The sequence below is a fragment of the Pseudomonas nabeulensis genome, assembly GCF_004682045.1.
GTDB classification, from domain to species: Bacteria; Pseudomonadota; Gammaproteobacteria; order Pseudomonadales; family Pseudomonadaceae; genus Aquipseudomonas; species Aquipseudomonas nabeulensis.
Map to the genome: position 1 here is coordinate 1 of NZ_QUZT01000008.1, position 25130 is coordinate 25130.

The 25130-nt window shown below is 59.6% G+C and carries 21 protein-coding genes and 1 pseudogene; 12 read left to right on the top strand and 10 right to left on the bottom strand.

Features of this window, described 5'->3' with window-relative positions:
- The first annotated feature begins 134 nt into the window (after positions 1–134).
- A complete protein-coding gene (gene dkgB / locus DYL61_RS06330) occupies positions 135–953 on the top strand; it encodes a 2,5-didehydrogluconate reductase DkgB (RefSeq protein WP_135307657.1) in 819 nt (272 codons plus the stop codon).
- On the opposite strand, the gene DYL61_RS06335 is transcribed toward dkgB, so the two are convergent.
- From DYL61_RS06335 to DYL61_RS06360, 6 genes are all read right to left on the bottom strand, one after another.
- On the bottom strand, positions 950–1372 hold the full coding sequence (locus DYL61_RS06335) for an ANTAR domain-containing protein (protein WP_135307658.1): 423 nt from the start codon (positions 1370–1372) through the stop codon (positions 950–952). The two genes, dkgB and DYL61_RS06335, sit on opposite strands and share 4 nt — an antisense overlap.
- A gap of 134 nt (positions 1373–1506) precedes the next feature.
- On the bottom strand, positions 1507–5124 hold the full coding sequence (locus DYL61_RS06340; RefSeq protein WP_135307659.1) for a transporter substrate-binding domain-containing protein: 3618 nt from the start codon (positions 5122–5124) through the stop codon (positions 1507–1509).
- 1 nt (position 5125) lies between these two features.
- On the bottom strand, positions 5126–5755 hold the full coding sequence (locus DYL61_RS06345; RefSeq protein ID WP_135307660.1) for a response regulator transcription factor: 630 nt from the start codon (positions 5753–5755) through the stop codon (positions 5126–5128).
- A 302-nt stretch (positions 5756–6057) separates the two neighbouring features.
- Complete coding sequence (locus DYL61_RS06350; RefSeq protein WP_135307661.1) at positions 6058–6774, bottom strand: MgtC/SapB family protein; 717 nt, start codon at positions 6772–6774, stop codon at positions 6058–6060.
- 653 nt (positions 6775–7427) lie between these two features.
- The gene (locus DYL61_RS06355) at positions 7428–8027 is read right to left on the bottom strand and encodes a GNAT family N-acetyltransferase (RefSeq protein ID WP_135307662.1); all 600 of its coding nucleotides are present in this window, start codon (positions 8025–8027) and stop codon (positions 7428–7430) included.
- A 2-nt stretch (positions 8028–8029) separates the two neighbouring features.
- A complete protein-coding gene (locus DYL61_RS06360) occupies positions 8030–8374 on the bottom strand; it encodes an FKBP-type peptidyl-prolyl cis-trans isomerase (protein ID WP_105700191.1) in 345 nt (114 codons plus the stop codon).
- Between the two features lie 121 nt (positions 8375–8495).
- Between DYL61_RS06360 and DYL61_RS06365 the strand changes: the two genes are divergently transcribed.
- Together DYL61_RS06365 and DYL61_RS06370 are read left to right on the top strand one after the other, a co-directional pair.
- On the top strand, positions 8496–9986 hold the full coding sequence (locus tag DYL61_RS06365; RefSeq protein ID WP_135307663.1) for a PAS domain S-box protein: 1491 nt from the start codon (positions 8496–8498) through the stop codon (positions 9984–9986).
- Positions 9987–10095: 109 nt separating this feature from the next.
- Positions 10096–10368, top strand: a complete 273-nt coding sequence (locus DYL61_RS06370; RefSeq protein WP_135307664.1) for a DUF1652 domain-containing protein — start codon at positions 10096–10098, stop codon at positions 10366–10368.
- On the opposite strand, the gene DYL61_RS06375 is transcribed toward DYL61_RS06370, so the two are convergent.
- The 3 genes from DYL61_RS06375 to DYL61_RS06390 all read right to left on the bottom strand — a co-directional run bounded on the left by DYL61_RS06375 (position 10331) and on the right by DYL61_RS06390 (position 12572).
- Complete coding sequence (locus tag DYL61_RS06375; protein ID WP_135307665.1) at positions 10331–11524, bottom strand: MFS transporter; 1194 nt, start codon at positions 11522–11524, stop codon at positions 10331–10333. The two genes, DYL61_RS06370 and DYL61_RS06375, sit on opposite strands and share 38 nt — an antisense overlap.
- Positions 11525–11588: 64 nt before the next feature.
- Positions 11589–11897 carry an RcnB family protein gene (locus tag DYL61_RS06380; protein ID WP_135307666.1) on the bottom strand — a complete coding sequence of 103 codons (309 nt, stop codon included), beginning with the start codon at positions 11895–11897 and terminating at the stop codon, positions 11589–11591.
- 216 nt (positions 11898–12113) lie between these two features.
- Positions 12114–12572, bottom strand: coding sequence for an REP-associated tyrosine transposase (locus tag DYL61_RS06390; RefSeq protein WP_135307667.1), 459 nt, complete (start codon positions 12570–12572; stop codon positions 12114–12116).
- A gap of 314 nt (positions 12573–12886) precedes the next feature.
- On the opposite strand from DYL61_RS06390, the gene DYL61_RS06395 reads away from it, so the two are divergent.
- Genes DYL61_RS06395 through DYL61_RS06405 form a run of 3 tightly spaced genes read left to right on the top strand, consistent with a single transcriptional unit; the run spans position 12887 to position 15917 of the window.
- On the top strand, positions 12887–13444 hold the full coding sequence (locus DYL61_RS06395) for a helix-turn-helix domain-containing protein (RefSeq protein ID WP_105700123.1): 558 nt from the start codon (positions 12887–12889) through the stop codon (positions 13442–13444).
- A gap of 11 nt (positions 13445–13455) precedes the next feature.
- The gene (locus DYL61_RS06400; RefSeq protein ID WP_135307668.1) at positions 13456–14802 is read left to right on the top strand and encodes a glutamine synthetase family protein; all 1347 of its coding nucleotides are present in this window, start codon (positions 13456–13458) and stop codon (positions 14800–14802) included.
- A 17-nt stretch (positions 14803–14819) separates the two neighbouring features.
- Complete coding sequence (locus DYL61_RS06405; RefSeq protein ID WP_135307669.1) at positions 14820–15917, top strand: DNA alkylation repair protein; 1098 nt, start codon at positions 14820–14822, stop codon at positions 15915–15917.
- Between the two features lie 155 nt (positions 15918–16072).
- Here DYL61_RS06405 and DYL61_RS06410 read toward each other — a convergent pair whose 3' ends face one another.
- Positions 16073–16963 carry a LysR family transcriptional regulator gene (locus tag DYL61_RS06410; protein ID WP_135307670.1) on the bottom strand — a complete coding sequence of 297 codons (891 nt, stop codon included), beginning with the start codon at positions 16961–16963 and terminating at the stop codon, positions 16073–16075.
- Positions 16964–17092: 129 nt separating this feature from the next.
- Between DYL61_RS06410 and DYL61_RS06415 the strand changes: the two genes are divergently transcribed.
- From DYL61_RS06415 to DYL61_RS06440, 6 genes and pseudogenes are all read left to right on the top strand, one after another.
- A complete protein-coding gene (locus tag DYL61_RS06415) occupies positions 17093–18760 on the top strand; it encodes a GMC family oxidoreductase (protein WP_135307671.1) in 1668 nt (555 codons plus the stop codon).
- Positions 18761–18875: 115 nt separating this feature from the next.
- Complete coding sequence (locus DYL61_RS06420; protein WP_135307672.1) at positions 18876–20498, top strand: MFS transporter; 1623 nt, start codon at positions 18876–18878, stop codon at positions 20496–20498.
- Between the two features lie 226 nt (positions 20499–20724).
- Positions 20725–22674 carry a DNA topoisomerase III gene (locus tag DYL61_RS06425; protein ID WP_135307673.1) on the top strand — a complete coding sequence of 650 codons (1950 nt, stop codon included), beginning with the start codon at positions 20725–20727 and terminating at the stop codon, positions 22672–22674.
- Positions 22675–22806: 132 nt separating this feature from the next.
- Positions 22807–23246: pseudogene (locus DYL61_RS06430) on the top strand (CBS domain-containing protein).
- A gap of 8 nt (positions 23247–23254) precedes the next feature.
- A complete protein-coding gene (locus tag DYL61_RS06435) occupies positions 23255–24100 on the top strand; it encodes an NAD-dependent protein deacetylase (RefSeq protein ID WP_135307674.1) in 846 nt (281 codons plus the stop codon).
- Positions 24101–24704: 604 nt separating this feature from the next.
- Complete coding sequence (locus DYL61_RS06440) at positions 24705–25034, top strand: hypothetical protein (protein ID WP_135307675.1); 330 nt, start codon at positions 24705–24707, stop codon at positions 25032–25034.
- The last annotated feature ends 96 nt before the right edge of the window (positions 25035–25130 follow it).

Below are 25130 nucleotides of genomic sequence, written 5' to 3' on the forward strand. Positions count from 1 at the left end.
GGGCTTGCCCCCTCCCCCTGACCGCAATTCGTGACTTTCAGTAAAAACTCCTTTCCGCATTCAGCGGTTTTTCCGAAGGAACGACAAGCAGATACTCGACTCCATTGCTTGTTCATTCCTTCCTGGAGTTACTGATGTCTACCCCTACGCAAAACGTCCCGGCCTTTGGCCTTGGCACCTTCCGCCTGCAAGGCAACGTGGTGATTGACTCCGTCAGCACCGGCCTGGAACTGGGCTATCGCGTCATCGACACCGCGCAGATCTACGAGAACGAGGCAGAGGTTGGCCAGGCCATCGCCAACAGCGGCATCCCGCGAAATGAGCTGTTTATCACCAGCAAGATCTGGATCGCCAATTTCGCCGAAGGCAAGCTGATCCCGAGCCTCAAAGAAAGCCTGCGCAAGCTCAAGACGGACTATCTGGACCTGACCCTCATCCACTGGCCGTCGCCCGAGGATCAAGTACCCGTCGCTGAATTCATGGGCCAATTGCTGGAAGCCAAGCGCTTGGGCTTGACGCGCCAAATCGGCATTTCCAACTTCACTATCGACCTGATGAAACAAGCGATTGCTGCGGTCGGTGCCGACAACATCGCCACCAACCAGATTGAATTGCACCCCTACCTGCAAAACCGCAAGGTGGTGGAGTTTGCCACCGCCCACGGTATCCAGATCACCTCGTACATGACCTTGGCCTACGGCGAAGTGCTCAAGGACCCGGTGATCCAACAGATCGCCGAACATCATCAAGCCACCCCCGCACAAGTGACCTTGGCCTGGGCCATGCAATTGGGTTACGCGGTAATCCCATCATCGACCAAGCGCACCAACCTGGACAGCAACCTCAAGGCCGTGCAGCTGACCTTGAGTTCAGCGCAGATGGAGCAGATTGCGACCCTGGAGCGCGGCCATCGCTTGACCAGCCCCAAGGGCATCGCACCGAAGTGGGACTAGACGCCCGCCACCGGCGTGCGGGATAACTCCCGCAGCCACGGTAACACCCGCAGGCCGGCGGCGGCCTCGGGTGGGTCGATGATGTCCATGAAGTGTTCGAGGTTGACGTTGTCCGGCACGCCGGGCAACCGCACCAGCACGGCCGGCGTTGAACCGGCCGGTGCCCCCAGGTCGAGGTGGTCGTAGACCAGCACATGCCGCACCTGGGGTTGGGGCTCACAGGTATGCACCGTAAGGCCCGCATTGATGATCAGTACGTCAAAGGGCTCGGCCGGAATGGCGGTGAGAATCTGCACCTCTTCGAAGGTCTGGACCGGGACAATCCGGTGATACCCCAGTTGATTGAGCATTTTTTCGATGTAGAGCCGTTGCAAGTGCTGTTCATCGGCGATCAGGATGGTCAGTGCTTTGTTCGGCATGGCAAACCCCTGGAAAGGCAGCGCTCGTCAGTGAGCGAGGCCCATTCTCCAGACATACTCCGATGAGAAAATCAGGCTTGTTCCCCTTTCACGTAGGACTTCTCCCAAGTACACCGAATGGTTACCCACCTCAGTCAAGCCTGCTTGCCATAACTATTCAAGCCGTGATCCAACGCCTCGATGGCCGCGCCCACTGCATCGACAGCAGCGCCCAGCGCTTTGCGATCGCGTAGCTCACAGGCGCGCTCCAACGTTTCACAGCAATCGGTCAATGCCTGGGCCTTGACCATGCGTGCCCCCCCTTTGACGCGGTGAGCAAGGTCATGCAACTTGGCGAAATCCACCGGATCCATCAGCGCAGGCAGTAACGCGCGATCGTCGTCGAGACTGACCAGCAAAGGTTCCAGCAACTCATTGAGGGCGGCGTGATCGGTCCCGGTCAATGCGATCAGCGAACTCAAGTCGAACAGCGGTCTAGCCGGTTCATCTTCGGCAGCGACCGTGCACACCGCCAAGGCTGAACGCAAGTCTTCAAGCCCGGTGGGCTTGAACAGGCAGCCGTCCATACCGGCTTGCTTGCAACGTTCGATTTCCTCCGGCTGGGCGTTGGCCGTAAACCCCAATAACAAGCATGGTTTCAGCCCGCGCTCGCGCTCATGTGCACGAATCTCACGCGCCAGGGCGTAACCATCCTTACGGGGCATATTGCAATCGGTGATCACGCCCTCAAAGTGGCCAGACTGCCACAGGGCAAGCCCCTGTACGCCGTCTTCCGCCGTGGTGATCTGGTGCCCCAGAAAGCCCAGTTGACGTGCCAGCAGCAGGCGGTTAGCCGGGTAGTCGTCCACCACCAGGATGCTCAACCCACACACAGGCGCAGTATGCGGCACAGGTGACGCAGTACGTGCCACGCTGGTCAGTGCCAACGTTAGCACCACATCGACCCGCGTACCCTTGCCGAGCACACTGCTCAAATGCAGTTGCCCCCCCATCATCTCGCACAGGTTGCGGCTGATCACCAAGCCCAGGCCCGAACCACTGCGCGCCGACTGCCCATGGTTGCTACCCTGGATAAAAGAGTTGAACAAGCGCTGCTGGTCCTCGGCGCTGATGCCAATACCGGTGTCTTCCACCCACAACCGCAGGGTCAACGGCCCATCATTGCCCAATGATGTTCCTTGTGCCCCCAAGCGAATGTGGCCGGAGGCGGTGAACTTGATCGCATTGCCCAGTACGTTGGACACCACCTGTTTGAAGCGCAGTGGATCGATCAATACCGCCTGGTCGGTCGATGAATCGAGTTCGACTTGCAACGTCAGGCCCTTGTCCCGCGCCAGCCCTTCAAACACCCGCACCAACGACGCCAGCAGGTCATGCAGGTTCGCGGGTTCCAGCGTCAGCGACAAATGGCCGGACTCTATTCGCGCAATATCCAGAATATCGCCGATCAACTCCAACAGACTGTGGGACGCCACCGACGCGACCTCCAACGCATCCCGATCGACACGGCCCAACTCGGCATTTTTCGCGGCCAGTTCGATCATGCCAATCACCGCATTCATCGGTGTGCGGATCTCGTGGCTCATGGTCGCCAGGAATGTGGTCTTGGCTCGGTTGGCCGAGTCGGCCTCCTCCTTGGCCTCCTGTAACTGGCCCAGCAAGCGTTGGCGCTCACTCACATCGACCCAGCCAGCGATCATGCCCACCACTTTTTCGTCGGCATCGCGATAAGGCAACATCCACTGGTAGATGGTCAGCACTTCGCCATTGGGCACCTTCAGCACGCGATCATGAATCTGCGGCTCGCCTCGCTCCATCAGACGCAAATAGTCGGCATGAAACGACTGGGCTTGGGGTGGGTTACCGGTGTCGGTTTCCACTACCGTCTTGCCGATCACGTCTTCCAACTTGAAGCCAAACACATCGAGGTAGGCGTTGTTGCAGGCCATCAACCGGCCCTGGCGATCACGCACATAGATGGGATGGGGCGTACCGTCGATCAGCACACTCATAAAACGCAACTGGTCGCTCAAGGCCCGCTCGGCCTGGGTGCGTTTGTGAATCAGGTTGCGCAGGTAAAACACCCAGCCCAGGGCCACCAGCAACAGCAATGCAGCCAAACCGAAGCCCTGGATGATCACGTTGCGGTGGCGCAACCAATAGCTGTCTTCGATGATGATCTCGCTACGCCAATGGTTGGTCAGCTCGTCCATTTCTTCCGGCGTGATGCTCATCAGCGCCTTATCGAGGATCGAATACAACTCCAACTCGCTGCGGTTGACGCCAAAGGTAATCCGCGCGGGTTCCGTGCCGACGGTGCTGGTGATACGCAGATGATCACGGTAATTGCGCGCGATCATATAACGCGCGCTGATCAGCGAGAGAACGGTCGCATCAGCGCCGCCCTTGGCCACCAACGCCAAGGCTTGCTCTGGATTTTCGACATCGACGAATTCAATGCCGGGGTAATCCTGCGCGATTTGGGCGGCGAGGCTGTTGCCGCCAATAAACGCCAGGCGCTTGCCGGGCAAGTCCTCCAACGTTACCAGGCGCTTGTCATCGTCACGCACCACCAACACGTAGGGATTGGACAGGTAAGGTCGGGTAAAGCGGATTTTTTCAGCGCGTTCAATACTCGGCGTAATCACCGCCAGCATATCCACCTGGCCCGTGCTGGCTTCGTCTATTTGTCTGGGCAGCGAATCGCCCTGTACCACATCAAACTTCAACCCCGTGCGCAAACTGATGCGCGACAGCACTTCGGCGCTCAACCCTTCGAACTGCCCGCGCTCGTCGAAGAATGACAGCGGCGCGAATTTATCGAGCACTGCCACTTTCACCCGAGGGTGCTTGTCCAGCCAACGCTGTTCGTTGGCGCTCAAGCGCAATTGGCTCGCTTCCAGCATGCCGCCGGCGCCCGCGCTCCAGCGTCGCAGGATTTCCATTTGCTGGCTGGCCGGCACGGCCGCCAGGGCAGCATTGACGATGTTCAACAGACGCGTATTGCTCTGGGTGAACGCGAACCCGAACGGGTTAACCTCCAGGGCGGAAAAGTCCGCCATGCGCACATTGTTTAGGTGATTCTTGTTGATCAGGTAACGCGTGCTGATGGCGTCGCCGAGGTACACATCCGCCCGTCCAAACGCCACGGCGCCGAGCGCCTCGAAGGTCGAGGCAAACAACTGCAGGTGTGCGCGCGGGTAGAAGGCCTGGACGGCGTCAGGCTGCATGTAGTGGTAGAGCATCGCCACACGCTTGCCGGCAAGGTCGGCGCTCAGCGCCTGGCGATCGCCCGTACGAGTCACCAGCACCGGCTGGTCATTGGCGTACGAGCGGGACAACACTAATTGCGGGTCGGCCGCTTCATAGCCATTGGCCGACCCCACGAAATCCACTCTCCCTGATTTGAGGGCGTCGATCACTTCGTCACGGGTGTCGTAACGCTGTACCTGTATGGAGATATTCAATGCCTGGGCGACCAGCGCGGCATAGTCACCGGTGATGCCCTCGAACTCGTCATAGTTATTGGTCTGGTCAAAGGGCGCGTAATCGGGGGCCGATACGCCCATCACCAACGTGCGCCGCTCACGTAACCAGCGCCAATCGGCCTCATCCAGCGCCACCGCTGGACTCTCAAGTGTGGAGTGGCCCAACAGCCGCAGGGTATGCGGCTGATCCTGGGCCATCACTGATTGAGCCCAACAAACCAACAGCAGGATAGCCGTCAGATTCAACAGCCGGAGGGTGATCATTTCAGATCAGATGATTGCGTTGGGCAAACTTGGACAAGTGCACCACCGAAGACATGTGCAGCTTTTCCTTGAGCCGGGTCTTGTAGGTACTGATGGTCTTGTGGCTTAGCAACATTTGCTCGGCAATTTCCTTGTTGCCCAGGCCAAGGGCGAGCATCTGCAACACCGTCAGTTCTCGATCCGACAACGACTCCACCAGCGCCAGCTCCGTGGTCTGTAAGTCGTCGCGACGCACCGAACTGGTAGCCACGTTTGGGAAGCAACTGTAATTGGACATCACGGCCTTGATTGCCTTTTGCAACTCGTCCAGCTCACCGGTCTTGGCCACAAACCCCATGGCCCCGGCGCGCATGCACCGGGTGGAGAAGAACACCGCCAAGTACGAGGTAAGGACCAGGATCTTGCAGTTCAGGCCCAAGGCCTTGATTCGACTGATGACTTCCAACCCGCCAAGCTTGGGCATCGCAAGATCAAGGATGACCAGCTCAGGGCGCTCCTCGCGAGCAATCTGCATGGCGTCCGCGCCGTTGCCCGCCTCAAAGATTTTATCGAAGCCTTCTTGCTTCAACAGATACTTCACAGTGGCGCGTATAAAAGGGTGATCGTCCACGATTAAAGCTTTGTTGCTCATAAGACTCCCCTGGGAGGATCAGTACGCTTACATATCACGCGGCACCTATCTACCTGTGAGAACTGACAGTGCCGACAAACGGTACTGATCACTCTGCACAACACTTCAGGCAGAACGGGCCCCTTCTCTTGAAAAAACACGGCAAACACGTAAAGCCGCACCGGCTGCCTGGGCAGGCGCAAGCGCGCAACCTTAACAACCGTGCGCGGGCTCAAATGAAGGGATAGTCTCGAATGCTTGTAGGACTTTTCCTCATAAAAGCATAGCCAGCTTTATGCAAGGCGATGTCTGACACCTGGGGACTACTCGGTCGTACTTGGACTCCAGAATGCCTGCACCACCAGCGTTGACATCGAAATGCGCGCGACCAGCGCATCCAGTTCATCACCGTCCACCGACGTCGCCACCAGGGTGGCTTCGACTTCCACTTCCTCATTACCGAACGGCCGTACGTCGACATCGCTGGCCGGGTAGTTGCAGCGCGCCAGCTCTGCCTCCAACAACGCCAATACGGCCTTTTGCTGAGTACGCCGAGCGATCACGTACAGGATATTGGTGACCTCCGCCGACACCACATCCAATGGCTGGCGGTTGATGTTATTGACGATCGGCCGCAGCAGCGTGTTGGCCGCCAGCACAAACAATGTGCCCAGCAGCGCTTCAAGCACCAGGTCGGCACCGGCGCAGGCCCCCACCGCCGCAGAGGCCCACAGAGTGGCGGCAGTGTTGAGTCCGCGCACATTGCCTTCTTCACGCATGATCACACCGGCCCCCAAAAAGCCGATGCCCGACACCACATACGCCACCACGCGCACCGCGCCTTCTGCGCCGCCGAGGCGGTTGGCCATGTCGACAAAAATCGCCGCACCCACCGCGACCAGCACATTGGTACGCAGCCCCGCCGTGCGCTGACGGTATTGACGTTCGAAACCGATCAATCCACCGAGGATGAAAGCAGCAGTGAGGCTCACCAGGGTATCGACCAGAGAATTGAGATTGATGTTATTGATTGCTTGCATGAAAAAGCTCCATGAATGCTGCTGGCTGAGAAAACCATCGCGCAGGTGTGCCCGTCGCTTCCCGGGGTCTATCCGGGGTGCTGGTCAGCGTCATGAGAGAGGATCGAAACAGGGCCAGGACTGGCCGCTGCCGGGATGCCGCTTCTCGCTTTATTGGCGAGACAACGGCATCGAGAAATGCGCGCTACCTTGCCAAGGATGGACCGGTTACCGAAACCGGCCGACAACTGTCACTCGAACAAGTACCCACAGAGGGTCTCCGCTATTGATGAAAACGCGCGAAGCTTACGCCGGGATGACAGGGGAGTAAATCGTAGGAAAGTTTCCCGTTGCGGGAATGAAAGGACTCTTCAGGGTAGGTTCAGGTCCACAAGTGCTTGGATTCACCAAGGGCCAACCTATGGAAGCAGGCTTTTTGTGGGAGCATGGCGTTGGGTCAGCTTGCAGGTGTGCTGACTGACACGCCGCCTTCGCGGGCAAGCCCGCTCCCACATTTGGCTTTGTGCCAGACTCAAGAAACAGTCACACCGCCAATCCCCTGTGGGAGGGGGCTTGCCCCCGATGACTGAGTGTCAGTCGGCACACCTGCCAGCTGACCCGCCGCCTTCGCGAGCAAGCCCGCACACACATTGTTGGCCGGTATACATTCATGACTATCGTGTGCCCGGTCGATCTCGCGCCACCAAGCTCAAGTAATGCTCAAGCGGCTGCCCCGCCACCCCCTTGACCTGAATCGACACCCTATTCACCTGGCCCCCCAGGGTGATCCCATCACGCGTACGCACCTGCACGTACCCACGCTTGGGCCAGAACCGCTCGGCTTTGGTATTACCGATAACCACCGTCAGTCGGAGCCATTGCGCACCGTTGCTGACGGCCCAAGCCTCAAGGTCTGCGTGCAATCGTTGCGCAATCCCCGTGCCCCGCACGCGCACATCCACCAGCAACAGCCCGATATGCCACACACCCACCGCCAGCATATCCGCCGCTATATTCACCACGGCAACCAGTTGGCCTTGAATGTCGCGATAACCCAGCCAGTACATTCGGCGGCAATGCCAACCCGCCGGTAACTCCCCGCGCAACTCCTCGCGCGCCTCGGTGGGTGTGGCCGGCTCGCCATTCACGGCGATAAAGTAATCCGGCGCACGCTCGAAAAACTGTTGCAGCTCGGCCTCGTCGCGACCGTCCAGCTCCACCACACGAATGCCGTCAACGGAACAACCCGGCAACCCAGCTGAATCCACATCCATGCTCAATCATCCCGCGTCAGCACTTCCAGCAATTCAATCTCAAAACGCAGATTGCTATTGGGCTTGATATGCGCGCCCATGGACCGTTCGCCATAGGCCAAATGCGCGGGCACGAACAATGTGCGTACGCCGCCCACCTGCATGCCCATCAGGCCCTGGTCCCAGCCCTTGATGACGCGGCCGGTGCCGATCACGCATTGGAACGGTTTGCCCCGCTCCCAGGAGGAATCAAATACGGTGCCGTCTTCGAGGGTGCCGGTGTATTGGGTGGTGATCAGCGCACCCTTGACCACGGTTTTACCGTCGCCAAGGCGGACGTCAGTGATCTGCAGTTCGTCGTTGTTCATCGGGGTTCTCGTAACCGGCATAAAGGCAGGGGTTTTCCCAGAATCGGGTGGGTTTGGCAAGCATCTGCACTATTCTGAGCCCCGAATGTCGTACGTCCATGCCCTCAACGCCGGAGCCCCCATGACCCAGGATGTACTCGCCAAGGAAACCAACCGCCGCCAGTTGCAGCAAATCATCTCCGGGCTCTCCGATGGGGTGATTCTGGCCGAAGTCGACCAAACCATTCTCTGGGCCAATGAAGCCGCGCTGACCATGCATGGCGTGGGCGACGTCATGGGCCTGGGCGCCAATGGCCAGCAATACGTCGAGCGTTTCGCCCTGCGCTATCGCAACAACCACGCCGTGCAGCCGGAAAACTACCCCTTGGCACGGGCGGCGGCCGGGGATGAATTCAGCGATGTGGTGGTGGAGGTCACCCCCACCGCCGACCAGGACAAAACCTGGGTGCATCGCCTGCGCAGCCTGGTGATCACCGACGCCAAGGGTGAACCGGAATTGCTGGTGCTGATCCTCAGCGACGCCACCGAATGGGCCAGCGCCGAGCAACGCTTCGAAAAAACCTTCAACGCCAACCCGGCGCCGGCGGTGATCTGCCGACTCAGTGACCTGCGCTATATCAAGGTCAACCAGGGCTTCCTGGAAATGACCGGCTACAACCGCGACCAGGTGATCGGCAAGTCCGTGTATGAGCTGGACGTGCTGGAACAAGCCGAGCGCAAGGACCTGGCCATCCAGCGTCTTGGCGAAGGTGCGACCATCCCGCAGATGCAGGCCGAACTGCGCCTGCCCGAAGGCGGCAGCAAACTGGTGATCGTCGCCGGCCAGCCGTTGGACATGAACGAGGAAGACTGCATGCTCTTCTCCTTCATGGACCTGGAGCCGCGCCGCAAAGCGGAAATTGCCCTGCGCCAGAGTGAAGAGCGCTTCGCCAAATCCTTCCGTCTTACCCCGGTGCCGACGCTGGTGTGCAGCGCGGACAACCGCCAGGTGGTGGACGTCAACGAAGCCTTCATGAACATCACCGGGTACATCAGCGAGGAGCTAATCGGCAAGGCCATCGAAGACATCGACTTTATCGACAGCCCCCAAGCCAGCGCGCAATTGTTCGCCAACCTGGAGAAAGCCGGCAACCTCGACGGTCATGACCTCAAGGTGCGCAAGAAAGGCAATGAGATCATCGACTGCGTGGTGTCCGCCGACACCGTGATCATCCAGGACATCCCCTGCTATCTGCTGGTGATGATGAACATCACCGAACGCAAGCGCTCGGAACTGGAGCTGGTTGCCGCCATCGAAGAAGTCATGCAGGACGCCTCGTGGTTCAGCCAAACGCTGATCGAAAAACTCGCCAACGCCAAGAGCGTCAACAGCCCCAGCCTGCCGAACGTGGCCTTCACCGACCTTACCGCCCGTGAACGCGATGTGCTGGGGTTGATCTGCGAAGGGCTGGCCGACAAAGAGATCGCCTCGCGCTTGAAACTAGCGCCCAACACCGTGCGTAACCATGTGGCCACGGTGTACTCCAAACTTGGGGTGCACAGCCGCAGTGCCGCCATTGTCTGGGCCCGAGAACGCGGGCTGTTTGCGGGGGATTTGCGGGTAAAAAAATGAGCACCGGCAGTGCAAATGCACTAGGTCGGCTAGTGCGAATTCGCCTTATTGCGGCGGGTCGCAATCAATAACCTTCAAGGCATCGAATATATGTCCTGAAGGAACCAGCATGTTTACCCTCGCCCAACTGCGAAACTGCATCGAAGAAGGCCTGTCGCCGCTGACCTGTGAGTTCACCCTGTGCCGGGATGCGTCACTGACCCTCAAGGTCTACGATGCCGAAACCGGCCGGGTTGACCTGGTGGTCACCGGCATCAGCACCAACCGGCTGCAGACCCCGCAAGAAGTGGAAAAGATGGTGGAAGAGTTGCGCTACGAACTGCAAAGCAACAACGTGGGCAAGCTCACGCTGGATGATTGGCCTTCAGCGACGCCCCAATGAAATAGAACACCCCTCCCCCCACGATAAACGCCCCCAGCATGTAGAACATATAGAGGGCCGGCAGGCTGGCCAGCACCAGCCCGCACAACACCGGCCCCAGGGCAGCACCAAGGTTGGACAGGTTCTGCGCACCGTAATACATGCCCCGCAGGTGGTCCGGGGCGATGCGGTCGATAAACATGTACTCGGCCGGAAACACGATGATCTCCCCCACCGTGAACACCGCCATCGCCAGCACCCACCACAACACGCTGGTGGACAGTGCAAAACCGATCAACCCCAGCATAAACATGCCCAGCCCGGCGATCAGCCACTGGCCCAGGTAACGGTGGGAGATACGCCGGCCGATCAGGTACTGCAAGGCAATCACCAACACCGCGTTGGTGGTCAGCACAGCGCTGACCACGGTGTAGGTGTATTCCGCCGTGGTGGTGGTCACCAGGTATTGCGACAGCCAGGCCGTGAACTGGCCGAACACCACCGCACTGAGCACGCCGCCGAGGGTGAAACACACCAAGCGGCGGTCCCTCAACAGCACGCCGCCGACGGCGAGGAACGACACGGGTTTCTGCGCCACGTCCACGGTGGTCAATGTGCGATCCCCCCAGCGTCCATACAGCAGGAAAAATCCCACACCCAATAGCGCCGACAAAATAAACGGCAGGCTGATATCCAGTTTGGCCACCATCGCCCCAAACGCCGGCCCGACCGCGTAGCCGATATTGGTCAGGGTGTACTTGATGGAAAACACCTCGCTGCGCGCCTCTTCGGGCAACAAACTGGCGAAGCCGGCCTTCACCGCGATATCAATCACCGCGTACGCCAGGTTGATCAGAATCAGGCAGCTGTAGAACACCCAGATAGTCTGCGCCAGCACCGTGCCGATAAAGCCCAGCACAAACAGCACGCTCAGGCCGAGCAATAGCCGGTAGCTGTTGATGCGGTCCACCAGGAAGCCGCCGTACACGCTGAGCAGTGAGCCGACAATCAACGAACTGCCGATCACCAGGCCGACCTGGGTGATGTCCAGGGCAAAGTGATGGGTGAGGTAGATAACCAGGTAGGGAAAGGTGATGGCCTTGGCCAGCGTCAGCAGCAACGTGGCGGACAGCAGCAAATTCACCGTGCGGGGATAGTTTCTTATTGTGGCAAGCATCCTGCTCTCTTTCATCGAAGGTAACGCGGCCTTTATAGCCGGTTACCTCAACGCAGGAAACAGGTCATTTTTTTACGGGGGTAATCTCGAGAATGGTGCCGTTGGTGGTCTTGAGCAGCACGAATTTATCGCCGACCCGCGCCCATTGGCTGTCAGCCTCGGGTTGCTTGAGGCCACGCTTTTTCCAGTCGCTGACCGCCGATTCCTTGCGCATCAACATATCCGGCGCGCGGTCGCCTTCTTTCAGCTCATGGGTGTTGATGTTGGAGGGTTGCACGGTTTCCTGTGGAGTATCCGCTGCCTGCACGACAAAGCTGGCGGTGGACAGGCTGGAGGCAACGAGCAGGCAGGCGGCTAGGGATTTGGCTTTCATGGGTACTCCTTCAAAGAATGATGCGTACCCAAGTTCCGACCGCCGACGCGCAGGATCATTCAACCCAAAACCCGTGGCGAGGGAGCTTGCTCCCGCTGGGCTGCGCAGCAGCCCCAAAAAGCTCAACCGAGAACCACCTGAACGAACGCGGTGTTTGGGTTGGGGCCGCTTCGCGACCCAGCGGGAGCAAGCTCCCTCGCCACGGGTGGATAGCCTTCATAACCAGGCGGCGTCCCATAGCGGGTAATCACCCACATGTTCGACCAAGCCTGCTCGTAAGGGGTTGCCGATGATGTAGCGGGCGATTTGAATAAGATCCTCTTCCGCGCGCGTAGCGCGGTCGTGGTATCCGCTTTGCCAGAACGCTCCCTGTGCGCCGATGGCCCGATTGATAGTCAACGTGCTTTTCGATTTAACCCGCTGCATTACTTGGGGCAACGACGCGCTCCGCAACTCAAACAACCAATGGAAATGATCCGGCATGATCACCCAGGCAAGCGAGTCGACCAGGCTTAGGTCATGGGTCTGCTTGAGCTCTGCGACCAGCAACCGCCCCAAGAAGAAATCGGTAAATACTGACCGCCGTTGATACACCACAGCAGTTACCAAATAGGCACGGCCCGATTCTGAGTAGCGACCACGGCGTAACAAATGAGAATTTGGCTTCTGACGCAACACACTGCTCCCGTGAATTGATATGAGTTCAACTCAAGCTAGCAGTCACCACCAATCTCTCTGCCCAATTCAATTTCCCCCTATTTCAAGCCACACACTGTGGCGAGGGAGCTTGCTCCCGCTGGGCTGCGCAGCAGCCCCAAAAAGCTCAACCGAGAACCACCTGGACGAACGCCGTGTTTGGGTTGGGGCCGCTTCGCGACCCAGCGGGAGCAAGCTCCCTCGCCACAATGTCTTCGCCAATACTGAACGTGCCAATTGCCAGAATGAAAATTACAATGTAATTTTTCATGAAATTATTCGACATAAATTTCATGACACCCCAAGAAGAACTCGCCACCCTCGCCGCGCTGATCCATGACCTGCGCAAGCACAAGAAGCTGACCCTCGCTCAACTCGCACAAAAGATCGAGCGTTCGGTGGGCTTTCTGTCCCAGGTCGAGCGCGGCCTGTCACGCCCGACCGTGGCGGATTTGACCGCTATCAGCCACGCCCTCGACGTGCCCACCACGTATTTCTACAGCCAGCCCAAACCCAAGGCAGTGGACTGGATTACCCGCCCCAACGAGCGGCGCACGGTGTATTACGCCAACGGCATCACCGACATTCTTGTGTCGCCGAGCATGAACGGCGCTTTTTCGATGCTCGACAGCCTGTTGGCCCCCGGTGCCAACAGCGGGGAGCAAACCATGAGCGACCGTGCCGAGCAGGCCGGTTTTGTGCTGGAAGGCGAACTGACGCTGTGGGTGGAAGGTGAGTCCGATTCGGTCACCCTCGGCCCAGGCGACAGTTTCCACCTGGCCAGTTTTGCCCATTGCCGCTACGCCAACCTGACCGACCTGCCCGCCCGCGTGCTGTGGGTTTACAACTAGGAGCTGCACCCGTGAAAAGCCATTCCTCAACGTTGCTGGCCGAAGTGCGGACCTTTCGCCAGAACCACCCTGACGTGCGTTACGTCGACCTGATCGCCCTGGACATTCCGGGGCATTTCTACGGCAAGCGCTACCCGGTGGAGATGCTCGAAAAAGTGGCTGCCGGCAGCCCGTTGAAGCTGCCGCAGAACGCCGTGTTGCTGGGGGCCCAAGGGGGGCTTTTCAAGATCGGCGACTACTGCTTCAACGACGGCGACCCGGATGCCAATCGCCGTCTGGTGCCGGGTACGCTCAAGCCGGTGAGCTGGGAGTCGCAGCCGCTGGGGCAGATGCTGATCACCTCGGACGGCACCGAAGGGCCCATCGAATTCGAACCCCGCGAAGTGCTGGCCAAAGTGCTGGAACGCCTGCAACACAAGGGCATTCACCCAGTGGTGGCGTTCGAGCTGGAGTTCTACCTGTTCGATAAAAAACTCGACGACGGCTTGCCGCAATTCGCCCGCGACCCGCTGAGCGGTGACGCCGACGACCAGCCCAATCTGCATATCGAACGCTTGTCGCGATTCAGCGAAGTGCTCGACGATATGGCGCAGACCGCCAAGGACCAAGGCATCGATATCACGGTGATCACCGCTGAAATCGGCCCCGGCCAGTTCGAGATCAATTTCGGTCATCTGGACGACGGCCTGCGCGCCGCCGACTGGGCTGCCCTGTTCTGCCGCAGCACCCGCGGCGTGGCGCTAAAACACGGCTATCGCGCCAGCTTCATGGCCAAACCGTACCTGCAATACCCTGGCAGCGGCATGCACGTGCATGTCAGCCTGTATGACGGCGCCGGCAATAATCTGCTCGCGGCCCATCAGCAGCAACCGTTGCGCCATGCGGTGGCCGGTTGCCTGGAATTGCTGCCCCACTGCATGCCGATCTTCTCGCCCAACCACAACGCGTTCCGCCGCCTGGGTGGTACGGTCAACGCGGCGACCCGCGCCAGTTGGGGATTTGAGGACCGCGACGCGTGCGTGCGCATCCCCGAATCCGACCCGCGCAACCTGCGTATCGAACACCGCCTGGCCAGTGCCGACGCCAACCCCTATCTGGTGCTGGCGGCGATCCTCGTCGGCCTGGAACACGGCCTTGAAGCCAAACGCGAACCCATCACCCCGCTGAACGAGGACCGCAACAGCGGCACCGACTTCCCCCTTGAAATGCTCGACGCCGTGCGTGCCATGCAGCATCAAACGGTATTGCGCGATAAGCTGGGCGCCGAATTTATCGACGTGTACTGCGAGAACAAACGCCAGGACCACCTGGCCTTCCAGCAAGAGATCCATGCGCGGGAATATCGCTGGTTTCTCTAACTTCCAAGGACTCACCGATGACCGACCAAAGCGCCCCGGCCCTCAAGGAAATCTTCAACGTCGAACGCCTGCAACATATCGCCACCGAAATGACGGCGGTGTACCCGGCATTCGACGCCAAGGGCTTCCTCAAGCACGCCAAGGCCGGGCTGGCCGAGTTGTCGGTAATGCAACGCATGGCACGGGTCAGCGAGAGCCTGCACGCGGTGATCCCGCTGGATTACCCGCAAACCCTCAAACTGCTTTACGCCCTGGCGCCAGGCATCAACAGCGGGTTTGTCAGCCTGTTCCTGCCGCACTTCGTGGCCAGTTACGGGCAGGGCGACTTCAAGCGCTCCATGGCGGCGCTCAACTACTTCACCACCTTTGGCTCTGCCGAATTCGCCATCCGGCACTTTCTGCTGCACGACTTCGAACGCACCCTGGCCGTGATGCACACCTGGTCGCTGGACGCCAACGAACACGTACGCCGCTTGGCCAGTGAAGGCTCGCGACCGCGCCTGCCATGGTCATTTCGCCTGGCCAACGTACAGGCCAATCCCCAATTGTGCGCGGCGATCCTCGACAACCTGAAGGCCGACCCCAGCCTGTACGTGCGCAAGTCAGTGGCCAACCACCTCAACGACATCACCAAGGACCACCCGGAGTGGGTGCTTACGCTTATCGAAGGCTGGTCCCTGGACAATCCCCACACCGCGTGGATCGCCCGTCATGCCCTGCGCAGCCTGATCAAGCAAGGCAACACCCGCGCATTGACGATTATGGGTGCCGGAGCCAAGGCCGAAGTGAGGCTGCATGGGTTGAGCGTGACACCCGCGGTGATCAACCTGGGCGAACGGATCAACCTGGCGTTCAGCCTGGAATCCACGGCCACCACGGCACAAAAGCTCGTGGTGGACTACGCCATCGACTACGTGAAAAGTGCCGGGCACAGTGCGAAGAAGGTGTTCAAGCTCAAGGCGTTTACTCTTGGCGCGGGGGAGCAGCACAACCTCAAGCGCGAGCAACATATTCGGGAATTGACCACGCGCAAGCACTATCCAGGGCGGCATGTGGTGCATGTGATGGTGAATGGGGAAAGGCTGGGCAGTGCCGAATTCGAACTGCGCGCCTGACACGATTCAAGCAACACTGCAATTCTAATGTGGGAGGGGGCTTGCCCCCGATGGCAGTGTGTCAGTCACTACATTCTCCAGCTGATACACCGCTATCGGGGGCAAGTCGAATCGTCGCACCGCCCCTCCCACAGTTTTGAGCCAGTTTTAGTCAGTTAGATTTCGCCGAGGAGCAAACTTTGCTCCCGCGCGCACAATTCCACCACGTAATCCCACAACACCCTCAACCGCACCGACTTGTGCAGCTCCCTGCGCGAGCTGATCCAGTAACTGCGCTGGATGCTCTCCCCCGGCAGCAACGCCACCAAATCCGGATCGCCGGCCGCCATGAAACAGGGCAACACCGCAATCCCCAACCCCGAGCGGGCCGCCTGGTGCTGGGCGATCACGCTGGTGCTGTGGAACACCACTTTAGGGTTGCGGCAGAAGCTGCTGAGGAATTTCAGTTCCTGGCTGAACAACAGGTCATCCACATAATCGATCCACGCGTGCACCGCCAGGTCCTCGCGTTTTTCAATCGGCGGGGTGCGGTCGAGGTAGGCGCGGCTGGCATACAGCGCCAGGCGGTAGTCGGTGAGTTTGCGGGTGACCAGTTGATCAACGCTGGGGCGTTCCAAGTGAATACTGATCTCGGCCTCACGGTTGAGGATGCTGACAAAGCGCGGCACGGCCACCAGTTCCACTTCCAACCCCGGATAGCGTTCGAACAACCCACCCATACGGCTGGCGAGAAACATCACGCCCAAGCCTTCGGCGACGCCTAGTCGAATCTTGCCCAGGGGCGCAGCGGAGTGAGTGAGTTCGTCTTCGGCCAGCAGCGCGACGTTTTCCATGGCTTCGGCGTGCTTGAGCAGGGCTTCGCCGGCGGGGGTCAGCTCATAACCCTGGGCATGCTGCACAAACAACGCGGTGCCCAGGCTCTTCTCGATGGCCTCGATATGCCGCGCCACGGTGGCGTGGGTGGTTTTCAGGCGCTGCGCGGCGGTGAGCAAGCGGCCGCTGCGTTGCAGTTCCAGAAAATACCGCAGGTCATTCCAGTCGAACATGACGCCTCCATTGCGTGAGCCTGGACCTCGCTGTTTAAAAACGCACAGCAGCTGGGTAAAAACTAACATTTTTAAGACGAAAACTAACAACTAGGATGGAGCCAATAAGAAAAACAAGCGAGACCTTAAATGACCATCGCAACTGCTGAGTACGATTACATCGTCGTAGGCGCCGGCCCCGCAGGCTGCCTGCTGGCCAATCGACTGTCCGCCAACCCCGCCCACCGCGTGCTGCTGCTGGAAGCCGGCGGGCGCGACAACTATCCCTGGATCCATATCCCCGTCGGCTACCTGTTCTGCATCGGCAACCCGCGCACCGACTGGTGCTTCAAAACCGAAGCCCAACAAGGCCTGCAAGGCCGTGCGCTGAGTTACCCGCGCGGTAAAGTGCTGGGCGGCTGCTCGTCCATCAACGGCATGATCTATATGCGCGGCCAGGCCCGGGATTACGACGGCTGGGCAGCAGAAGGCAACGAGGGTTGGGCCTGGAAGGATGTATTGCCGCTGTTCAAGCAGAGCGAAAACCACTTTGCCGGTGGTTCCGAGTTTCACAGCGACGGCGGCGAATGGCGCGTCGAGCAACAGCGCCTGCACTGGCCGATCCTCGATGCGTTTCGTGACGCAGCGGCGCAAAGCGGTATCGCCAACATCAATGATTTCAACCAGGGCGATAACGAAGGCTGCGGCTACTTCCAGGTCAACCAAAAGGCCGGCGTGCGCTGGAATGCGGCCAAGGCGTTTCTCAAGCCTGTGCGCCAGCGCCCCAACCTCACCGTGTTGACCGACGTGGAGGTGGACCGCGTGCTGCTGGAAGACGGCCGCGCGTCCCAGGTCGTTGCACGCCAGCAGGGCCAAGCGGTGAGCTGGAAGGCGCGCAAGGAAATCGTTCTATGCGCCGGTTCCGTGGGCTCGCCAGGGATTTTACAGCGCTCGGGCATCGGCCCCTCCAGCGTGCTCAAGCCGCTGGGCATCAATGTGCTGCACGAACTGCCGGGCGTCGGCGGCAACCTGCAAGACCATCTGCAACTGCGCCTGATCTACAAGCTGGAAAACGCCCGCACCCTCAACCAGATCGCCGGCACCCTGTGGGGCAAGATGGGCATGGGCCTGCGCTACCTGTATGACCGCAGCGGTCCGTTGTCGATGGCCCCCAGCCAGCTCGGCGCGTTTGCGCGCTCCAGCCCGGACCAGCCCTCGGCCAACCTCGAATACCACGTCCAACCGCTATCCCTTGAGCGCTTCGGCGAGCCGCTGCATGGGTTCCCCGCGTTTACCGCGTCGGTCTGCGACTTGCGTCCGCAAAGCCGTGGGCGGATCGATATCCGTTCGGCCAACCCGGCGGATGCGCCACTGATCCAGCCCAACTACCTCAGCCACCCGGAAGATCTGCGCGTGGCCGCCGATGCCATTCGCCTGACGCGCCGCATTGTCGCCGCGCCGGCCCTGAGCCAATTCAAGCCGGTGGAATACCTGCCCGGCGACTCGCTGCAAAGCGAAGAGCAATTGCAGGAAGCAGCGGCGCGCATCGGCACAACGATCTTCCATCCGGTGGGCACCTGCCGCATGGGCAGTGACAAGGATGCCGTGGTCGACGCCCAACTGCGGGTGCATGGCGTGCCCGGCCTGCGGATCGCCGATGCCTCGGTCATGCCGCGCATTACGTCCGGCAATACGTGTTCACCTACGCTGATGATCGCGGAGAAAGCCGCGCAGCTGATCCTTTCGCCGACTACTGTAGGAGCGAGCTTGCTCGCGAAAGACGCATCGGCGACGCGATCATCCAGGTCTCCCGCGTAAACGTTGGCGATTTTCGCGAGCAAGCTCGCTCCTACAAGGAAGATGTTGAAATAGCGGCGCCGAAACCGGCGCCGACAGTGGAACAACAATAAATAATCACTGTGAGGGCTACCCAATGTCAGAACATGCTCAACCCTTGGGCTCGGTCATAGACGCGAGCGCCGGCAACGACTCAAAGAAAGTCATCTTCGCCTCGTCCCTGGGGACGGTGTTCGAGTGGTATGACTTTTTCCTCTACGGCGCCCTGGCGGCCGTTATCAGCAAGCAGTTCTTCGCCGGGGTCAACGACACCACGGCGTTTATCTTTGCCTTGATGGCGTTTGCGGCCGGCTTTGTGGTGCGGCCATTCGGTGCGTTGGTGTTCGGACGCCTGGGCGACATGATCGGGCGCAAGTACACCTTCCTGGTCACCATTATCCTGATGGGCGTGGCGACGTTCTGCGTCGGGCTGTTGCCGACCTATGCCAGCATCGGTATCGCGGCGCCGATCATCCTGATCGTGTTGCGCATGCTGCAAGGCCTGGCGCTGGGCGGCGAATACGGCGGCGCGGCGACCTATGTGGCGGAACACGCGCCACCGGGCAAACGCGGCTTCCATACCAGCTGGATTCAATCCACCGCGACCCTCGGCCTGCTGCTGTCTCTGCTGGTGGTGCTGGCATGCCGTTACTTCACTGGCGACCAGTTCGAAGTGTGGGGCTGGCGTATTCCGTTCCTGTTTTCCATCGTGCTGCTGGGCATCTCGACCTGGATTCGCATGAGCCTGCATGAATCCCCAGCCTTCTTGAAAATGAAGGAGGAAGGCAAGTCCAGCAAATCGCCGATCCGTGACTCGTTCGGCAAGTGGGAAAACCTCAAAGTGGTGCTGATTGCGCTGTTCAGCATCAACGGCGGGCAGGCGGTAACCTTCTACGCCGCGCAGTTCTATGTGCTGTTCTTCCTCACCCAGTTCCTCAGAATGGACCCGGCCCTGGCCAATATGCTGCTGATCATCAGCGTGGTGATTGGCGCACCGTTCTTTATCTTCTTCGGCTGGCTGTCGGACAAGGTCGGGCGCAAACCCGTGCTGATGCTCGGCCTGCTGCTGGCGACCGTGTTGTACTTCCCGATCTTCAAGAGCCTGGCGCACTACACCAACCCGGCGATGGACCAGGCCAGCCAACAGGCACCGATCACCGTACTGGCCGACCCGGCCACCTGCACCTTCCAGTTCGACCCGGTGGGCAAGGCGAAATTTGACAGCCCCTGCGACAAGGTCAAGACCTTCCTGGTCAAGCAAGGCCTGCCTTATAGCAGCGCTGCGGCCCCAGCGGGCAGCCCGGTGCAGGTGAGCGTCGGCGAAGTGCGCATCGACGGCTATGACGAAGCGGCCCTGCGCGGTGCGGTGACGTTGGCGGGCTACCCCAGCTCGGCCGATGTGGCGCAAGTGAATAAAACCATGGTGGTGGTGCTGATCGTGGCGCTGATCCTGATTGCCGCCATGTGCTACGGCCCGTTGGCGGCGTTGATGGTGGAACTGTTCCCGACGCGGATCCGCTACACCTCGATGTCCCTGCCCTATCACATCGGTAATGGCTGGTTTGGCGGGTTCCTGCCGACGGTATCGTTTGCACTGGTGGTGTACACCGGGGATATCTTCTATGGCCTGTGGTACCCGGTGGTGGTGACAGCAGTGAGCCTGGTGGTGGGGATGGCTTGCCTTAAAGAGACCCGTCACGTCGATATCGATAACAACTGATCTTCCAGGCACCGAAGATCCCCTGTGGGAGGGGGCTTGCCCCCGATAGCGGTGTATCAGTTGAGGAATTTTTGACTGACACTTTGCAATCGGGGGCAAGCCCCCTCCCACACTTGTTTTGTGGTGCACTCACAAATTGCTGTATATCCATACAGATAAAGATTGATCAAATCCGTTCTTTTGCTCATGCTGCCCTCCATTCAACTGTGTAACGAATGGGCTGACCATGCGGCTGTACCTCTGTGAAAAACCCTCCCAGGCCAAGGATATCGCGGCCGTACTCGGCGCCAGTCGCCGGGGCGATGGCTGCTGGTTGGGCAATGGGGTCACCGTCACCTGGTGCATCGGCCACCTGCTGGAAACCGCTCCGCCCGACGCCTACGACGAAAAATACAAACGCTGGGTCCTGGCCGACCTGCCCATCGTCCCGGACAAATGGAAGATGCGCGTCAAACCCAAGACCGCCAGCCAGTTCAAGGCCGTCAAGCGCCTGCTGGGGGAAGCCCAGGAACTGGTGATCGCCACCGACGCTGACCGCGAAGGCGAGATGATTGCCCGTGAGTTGGTAGAGCATTGCCGTTATCGCGGGCCGATCCAGCGCCTGTGGTTGTCGGCGCTGGACGATGCCTCCATCCGCAAGGCCCTGGCCGCCCTCAAGCCCGGCGCCGACACTTTTAGCCTGTATCACTCGGCCCTCGGCCGCTCCCGCGCCGATTGGCTGATCGGCATGAACATGAGCCGGCTGTTTACCCTGCTTGGGCGTCAGTCCGGTTATCAAGGGGTGTTGCCGGTAGGTCGCGTGCAAACGCCCACCCTGCGCCTGGTGGTGGACCGCGACCGCAGCATCGCGGACTTTGTGCCAGTGGCGTATTGGGCGATTGACGTCGACCTGCACCACGACCACATGACCTTCACCGCCCAATGGCGCGCCGCCGAAGATGCCTGCGACGATCAAGGCCGTTGCCTCAACCCACAACTGGCTCGTGAAGCCGCCGATGCCATGACCCACGCCGCCCGTGCGCGACTGGTCAAGCTGCGCACCGAACGCATGCGCGAAGTGGCGCCCCTGCCCTTCGACCTCGGCACCCTGCAAGAAATCTGCTCCAAGAAGCTCGGCCTCGGCGCCCAGGAAACCCTGGATATCGCCCAGTCACTCTATGAGACCCACAAAGTCATCACCTACCCGCGCAGCGATTGCGGCTACCTGCCGGTGAGCCAGCACAGTGAAGCCCCCAAGATCCTCGCCGCACTGGGGCGCGCCGATACGGCAGTGAACGCGTTGATGCCGCATATTGATCCCCAACGCCGCTCGCGGGCCTGGAACGACGCCAAGGTCAGCGCCCACCACGGCATCATCCCCACCGGCGCCGGCAAGGACGTCGGGCAACTCACCGGCAAGCACCGCGCGGTCTACACCCTGATTCGCGCGCGCTACCTGGCGCAGTTCCTGCCCAATCACGAATACGATCGCACCCAGGCGGATTTCGACTGCGCCGGGCACGCGCTGCGGGCAGTGGGCAAAGTGGTGATCGAACCGGGCTGGAAGCGCGCCTTGCCCGAAGCCCTGGCGCCCACCAAGGGCCGTGAAGCCCCGGCCCCACAAGCCTTGCCAACCTTGGTGCAAGGCCAGGATTACGCGGTGGCCAAGGTCAACCTCAAGGACCTGTGGACGCAACCGCCCAAGCCTTTCACTGAGGGCGACCTGATCAAGGCAATGAAAAACGTCGCCAAACTGGTGGAAGACCCGCTGCTCAAGCAAAAGCTCAAGGACACCACCGGTATTGGCACCGAGGCCACCCGCGCCGGGATTATCCAGGGCTTGCTGGACCGGGGTTACCTGGTGAAGAACGGCAAGGCGCTGTCGGCGACCCCGGCGGCATTCAGCCTGATCGACGCCGTGCCCCGCGCTATCGCCGACCCCGGCACCACCGCGATCTGGGAACAGGCGTTGGACATGGTGCAAAGTGGCGAAATGAGCCTGGAAGAGTTTGTCGCCAAGCAGGCGGCCTGGATGAGCAAGCAAGTGGCACGCTGCAACGGTATGCGCATGACGATCACCGGGCCCGCCAGCCCGGCCGGGCGAGGAGCTGCTCCCTGGAAAAAGAAACGCAAGAGCGCCCCGCGCAAGACCACGGCCAGCCCAAAACGCGGCAAAAAGCCGACAACAGCGGGGTAATCATGGGAAAAACCCGGCGAATGACGTTTTTCGACGGGTTTAACGCCGCTTTGGACCTTGCCCTGGCGCAGGCCGTCTAGGATTCTTTAGGGGACCTGCTGACTTCCTAACAACAACACCGGAGTGGCCGCCATGAAAACCGTCGCACAAGTGCTTAAAGCCAAGGACCAAAAAAACCAGGACGTCCACACCATCAAATCGGATCACACCGTGTTTGAGGCACTGGTACGGATGTCGGAGAAAAACGTTGGGCCTTGCCGGTCGTCAAAGACGGTGTGGTGGTCGGTATCATCAGTGAACGTGATTACGCACGTAAGCTCATCCTCAAAGGTCTTTCGTCGGTGACAACCAGGGTGGATGAAGTCATGAGCACTCCGGTGATCACTGTCGACACCCACAAGAAGGTCGATGAGTGCATGAACATCATGACCGACAGTCATCTGCGTCATTTGCCCGTGGTTGAGGATGGCAAATTGATCGGCCTGCTCTCCATCGGCGACTTGGTGAAAGAGGCTATTGCCGACCAGGCCGACCTGATCAAACAGCTGGAGCAATACATTCGCGGCGAATAGGGGAACCCATGCTCGACACCCTGGAACATCAGGAAGACCACCTCGATACCCTGTACCGGGCCATGGCCGAACGACGCTTCCTGGTGTTGACCGGTGCAGGGATCAGCACGTCATCCGGGATTCCCGACTACCGCGACAGCGAAGGTGTACGCCGAGGCAAGGCGCCGATGATGTACCAGGAGTTCCTCGCCACCCCGCAGGCACGCCGCCGTTATTGGGCCAGGGCAATGCTGGGATGGCCGAGGGTGCGGATTGCCCAGCCAAACCAGGCTCACCTGGCGTTGGCAGCGTTGCAACAACGCCAACGCATCAGCGGGCTGATTACACAAAACGTCGACACCTTGCATGACCAGGCCGGAAGCCACGAAGTGATCGAGCTGCATGGCAGCCTGCACCGGGTGCTGTGCCTGGATTGCGGGCTGCGCAGTACACGCGATGTGATTCAACGCTTGATGGAAGTCCAGAACCCTTACCTGGCGGGCGTCGATGCCGTGCAGGCTCCCGATGGCGATACCCTGTTGGACCCGGCGTTTGAAGAACGCTTCCAGGTGCCCCATTGTCCCCATTGCAGCGGCCAACGGTTGAAGCCGGATGTGGTGTTTTTTGGTGAGAACGTGGCCCCCGCCACCGCCGCCAAAGCGATGACAGCGGTAGAACAGGCCGAAGGGTTGTTGGTGGTGGGCTCATCCTTGATGGCCTACTCAGCGTTTCGCTTGTGCAAGGCGATGGTGGAGCAAGGCAAGCCGGTGATTGCCATCAACCTGGGCAGGACCCGGGGGGATGAGTTGTTGCAAGTCAAGATTGAGGCGTCGTGTGAACGTTTATTGCCGTTACTCGCAGAACGCCTGCAATAGCCAAAACACCAAAAATCAAAATGTGGGAGGGGGCTTGCCCCCGATTGCGAAGTGTCAGTTACAGATGGGCTGGATGACACACTGCTATCGGGGGCAAGCCCCCTCCCACATAGGTTTCGTGTTGGATCTACCACTTGCAAACTACGACCACCCCCTCCAAAAAATGACGCCCAAGTCACATTTACCCGCATCTCCCCGCGCCCACGGCAATTTATGTAGTGACCAAAAATAATCACTACATAACCGTTGACGTAACGTTTTTGTCCTTGCATTATCGAGACGTCTCCCGGATCGGGAGCGTTGGTAACAAGCGTTTTGAACAAGCTCGTCTGACCGCCGAGCTGTTTTTTCCGGATGTGCACTGCCCACAAGGCAGATTGATGAAGCTGACCGGCCCGCAAGGTTCGGTACAAGGCGCTCAAACGCGGCTTGTCTTCGTTATGAAAGCATTGCGTAGCAGTTCATCAGCAAGACTACATGCATCAGGTTCAAGACCCTGCCCGTATTCGGCAGACCGTCGCTGACGCCCGGTTTTCGGAACCGGAGACAACTTAGTACTTAACGAATCAATTGATAGATCGCCAACTGGTCAAGGGGCTTACCTATGAATCTGAACAACCAACCAACTATCGATGAATTGGCTGAGATGTTCGCCGCGCAGAAAGACACACTCGACGACCATATCCTGTGGATTGGCAAATCGGGCGAAGTCAAAATGGACTGCCTGGAGCCCAATACCCAAGAAGCCGAGTTTGACCGCAATAACCGTGAACTGGCAGCGCGCCTTAAGGTGTACCGCCGTGGCCAGGGTTATGTCGGCAAGAAGGCCGCGGCTGATCGCAACTTTATCGAGCAAGTATTCGACACACTTAACACTGCCTGGGCGTCCTTCAAGGACAGTTCGCAAGTTAAGGTGATCGACCGCTACTACTAAAACCAACTCGATCAATGTGGGAGCTGGCTTGCCTGCGATAACGGTTTAAAGTTCAACACTGTTGTTGAATATTAAATAGCAATCGCCGGCAAGCCA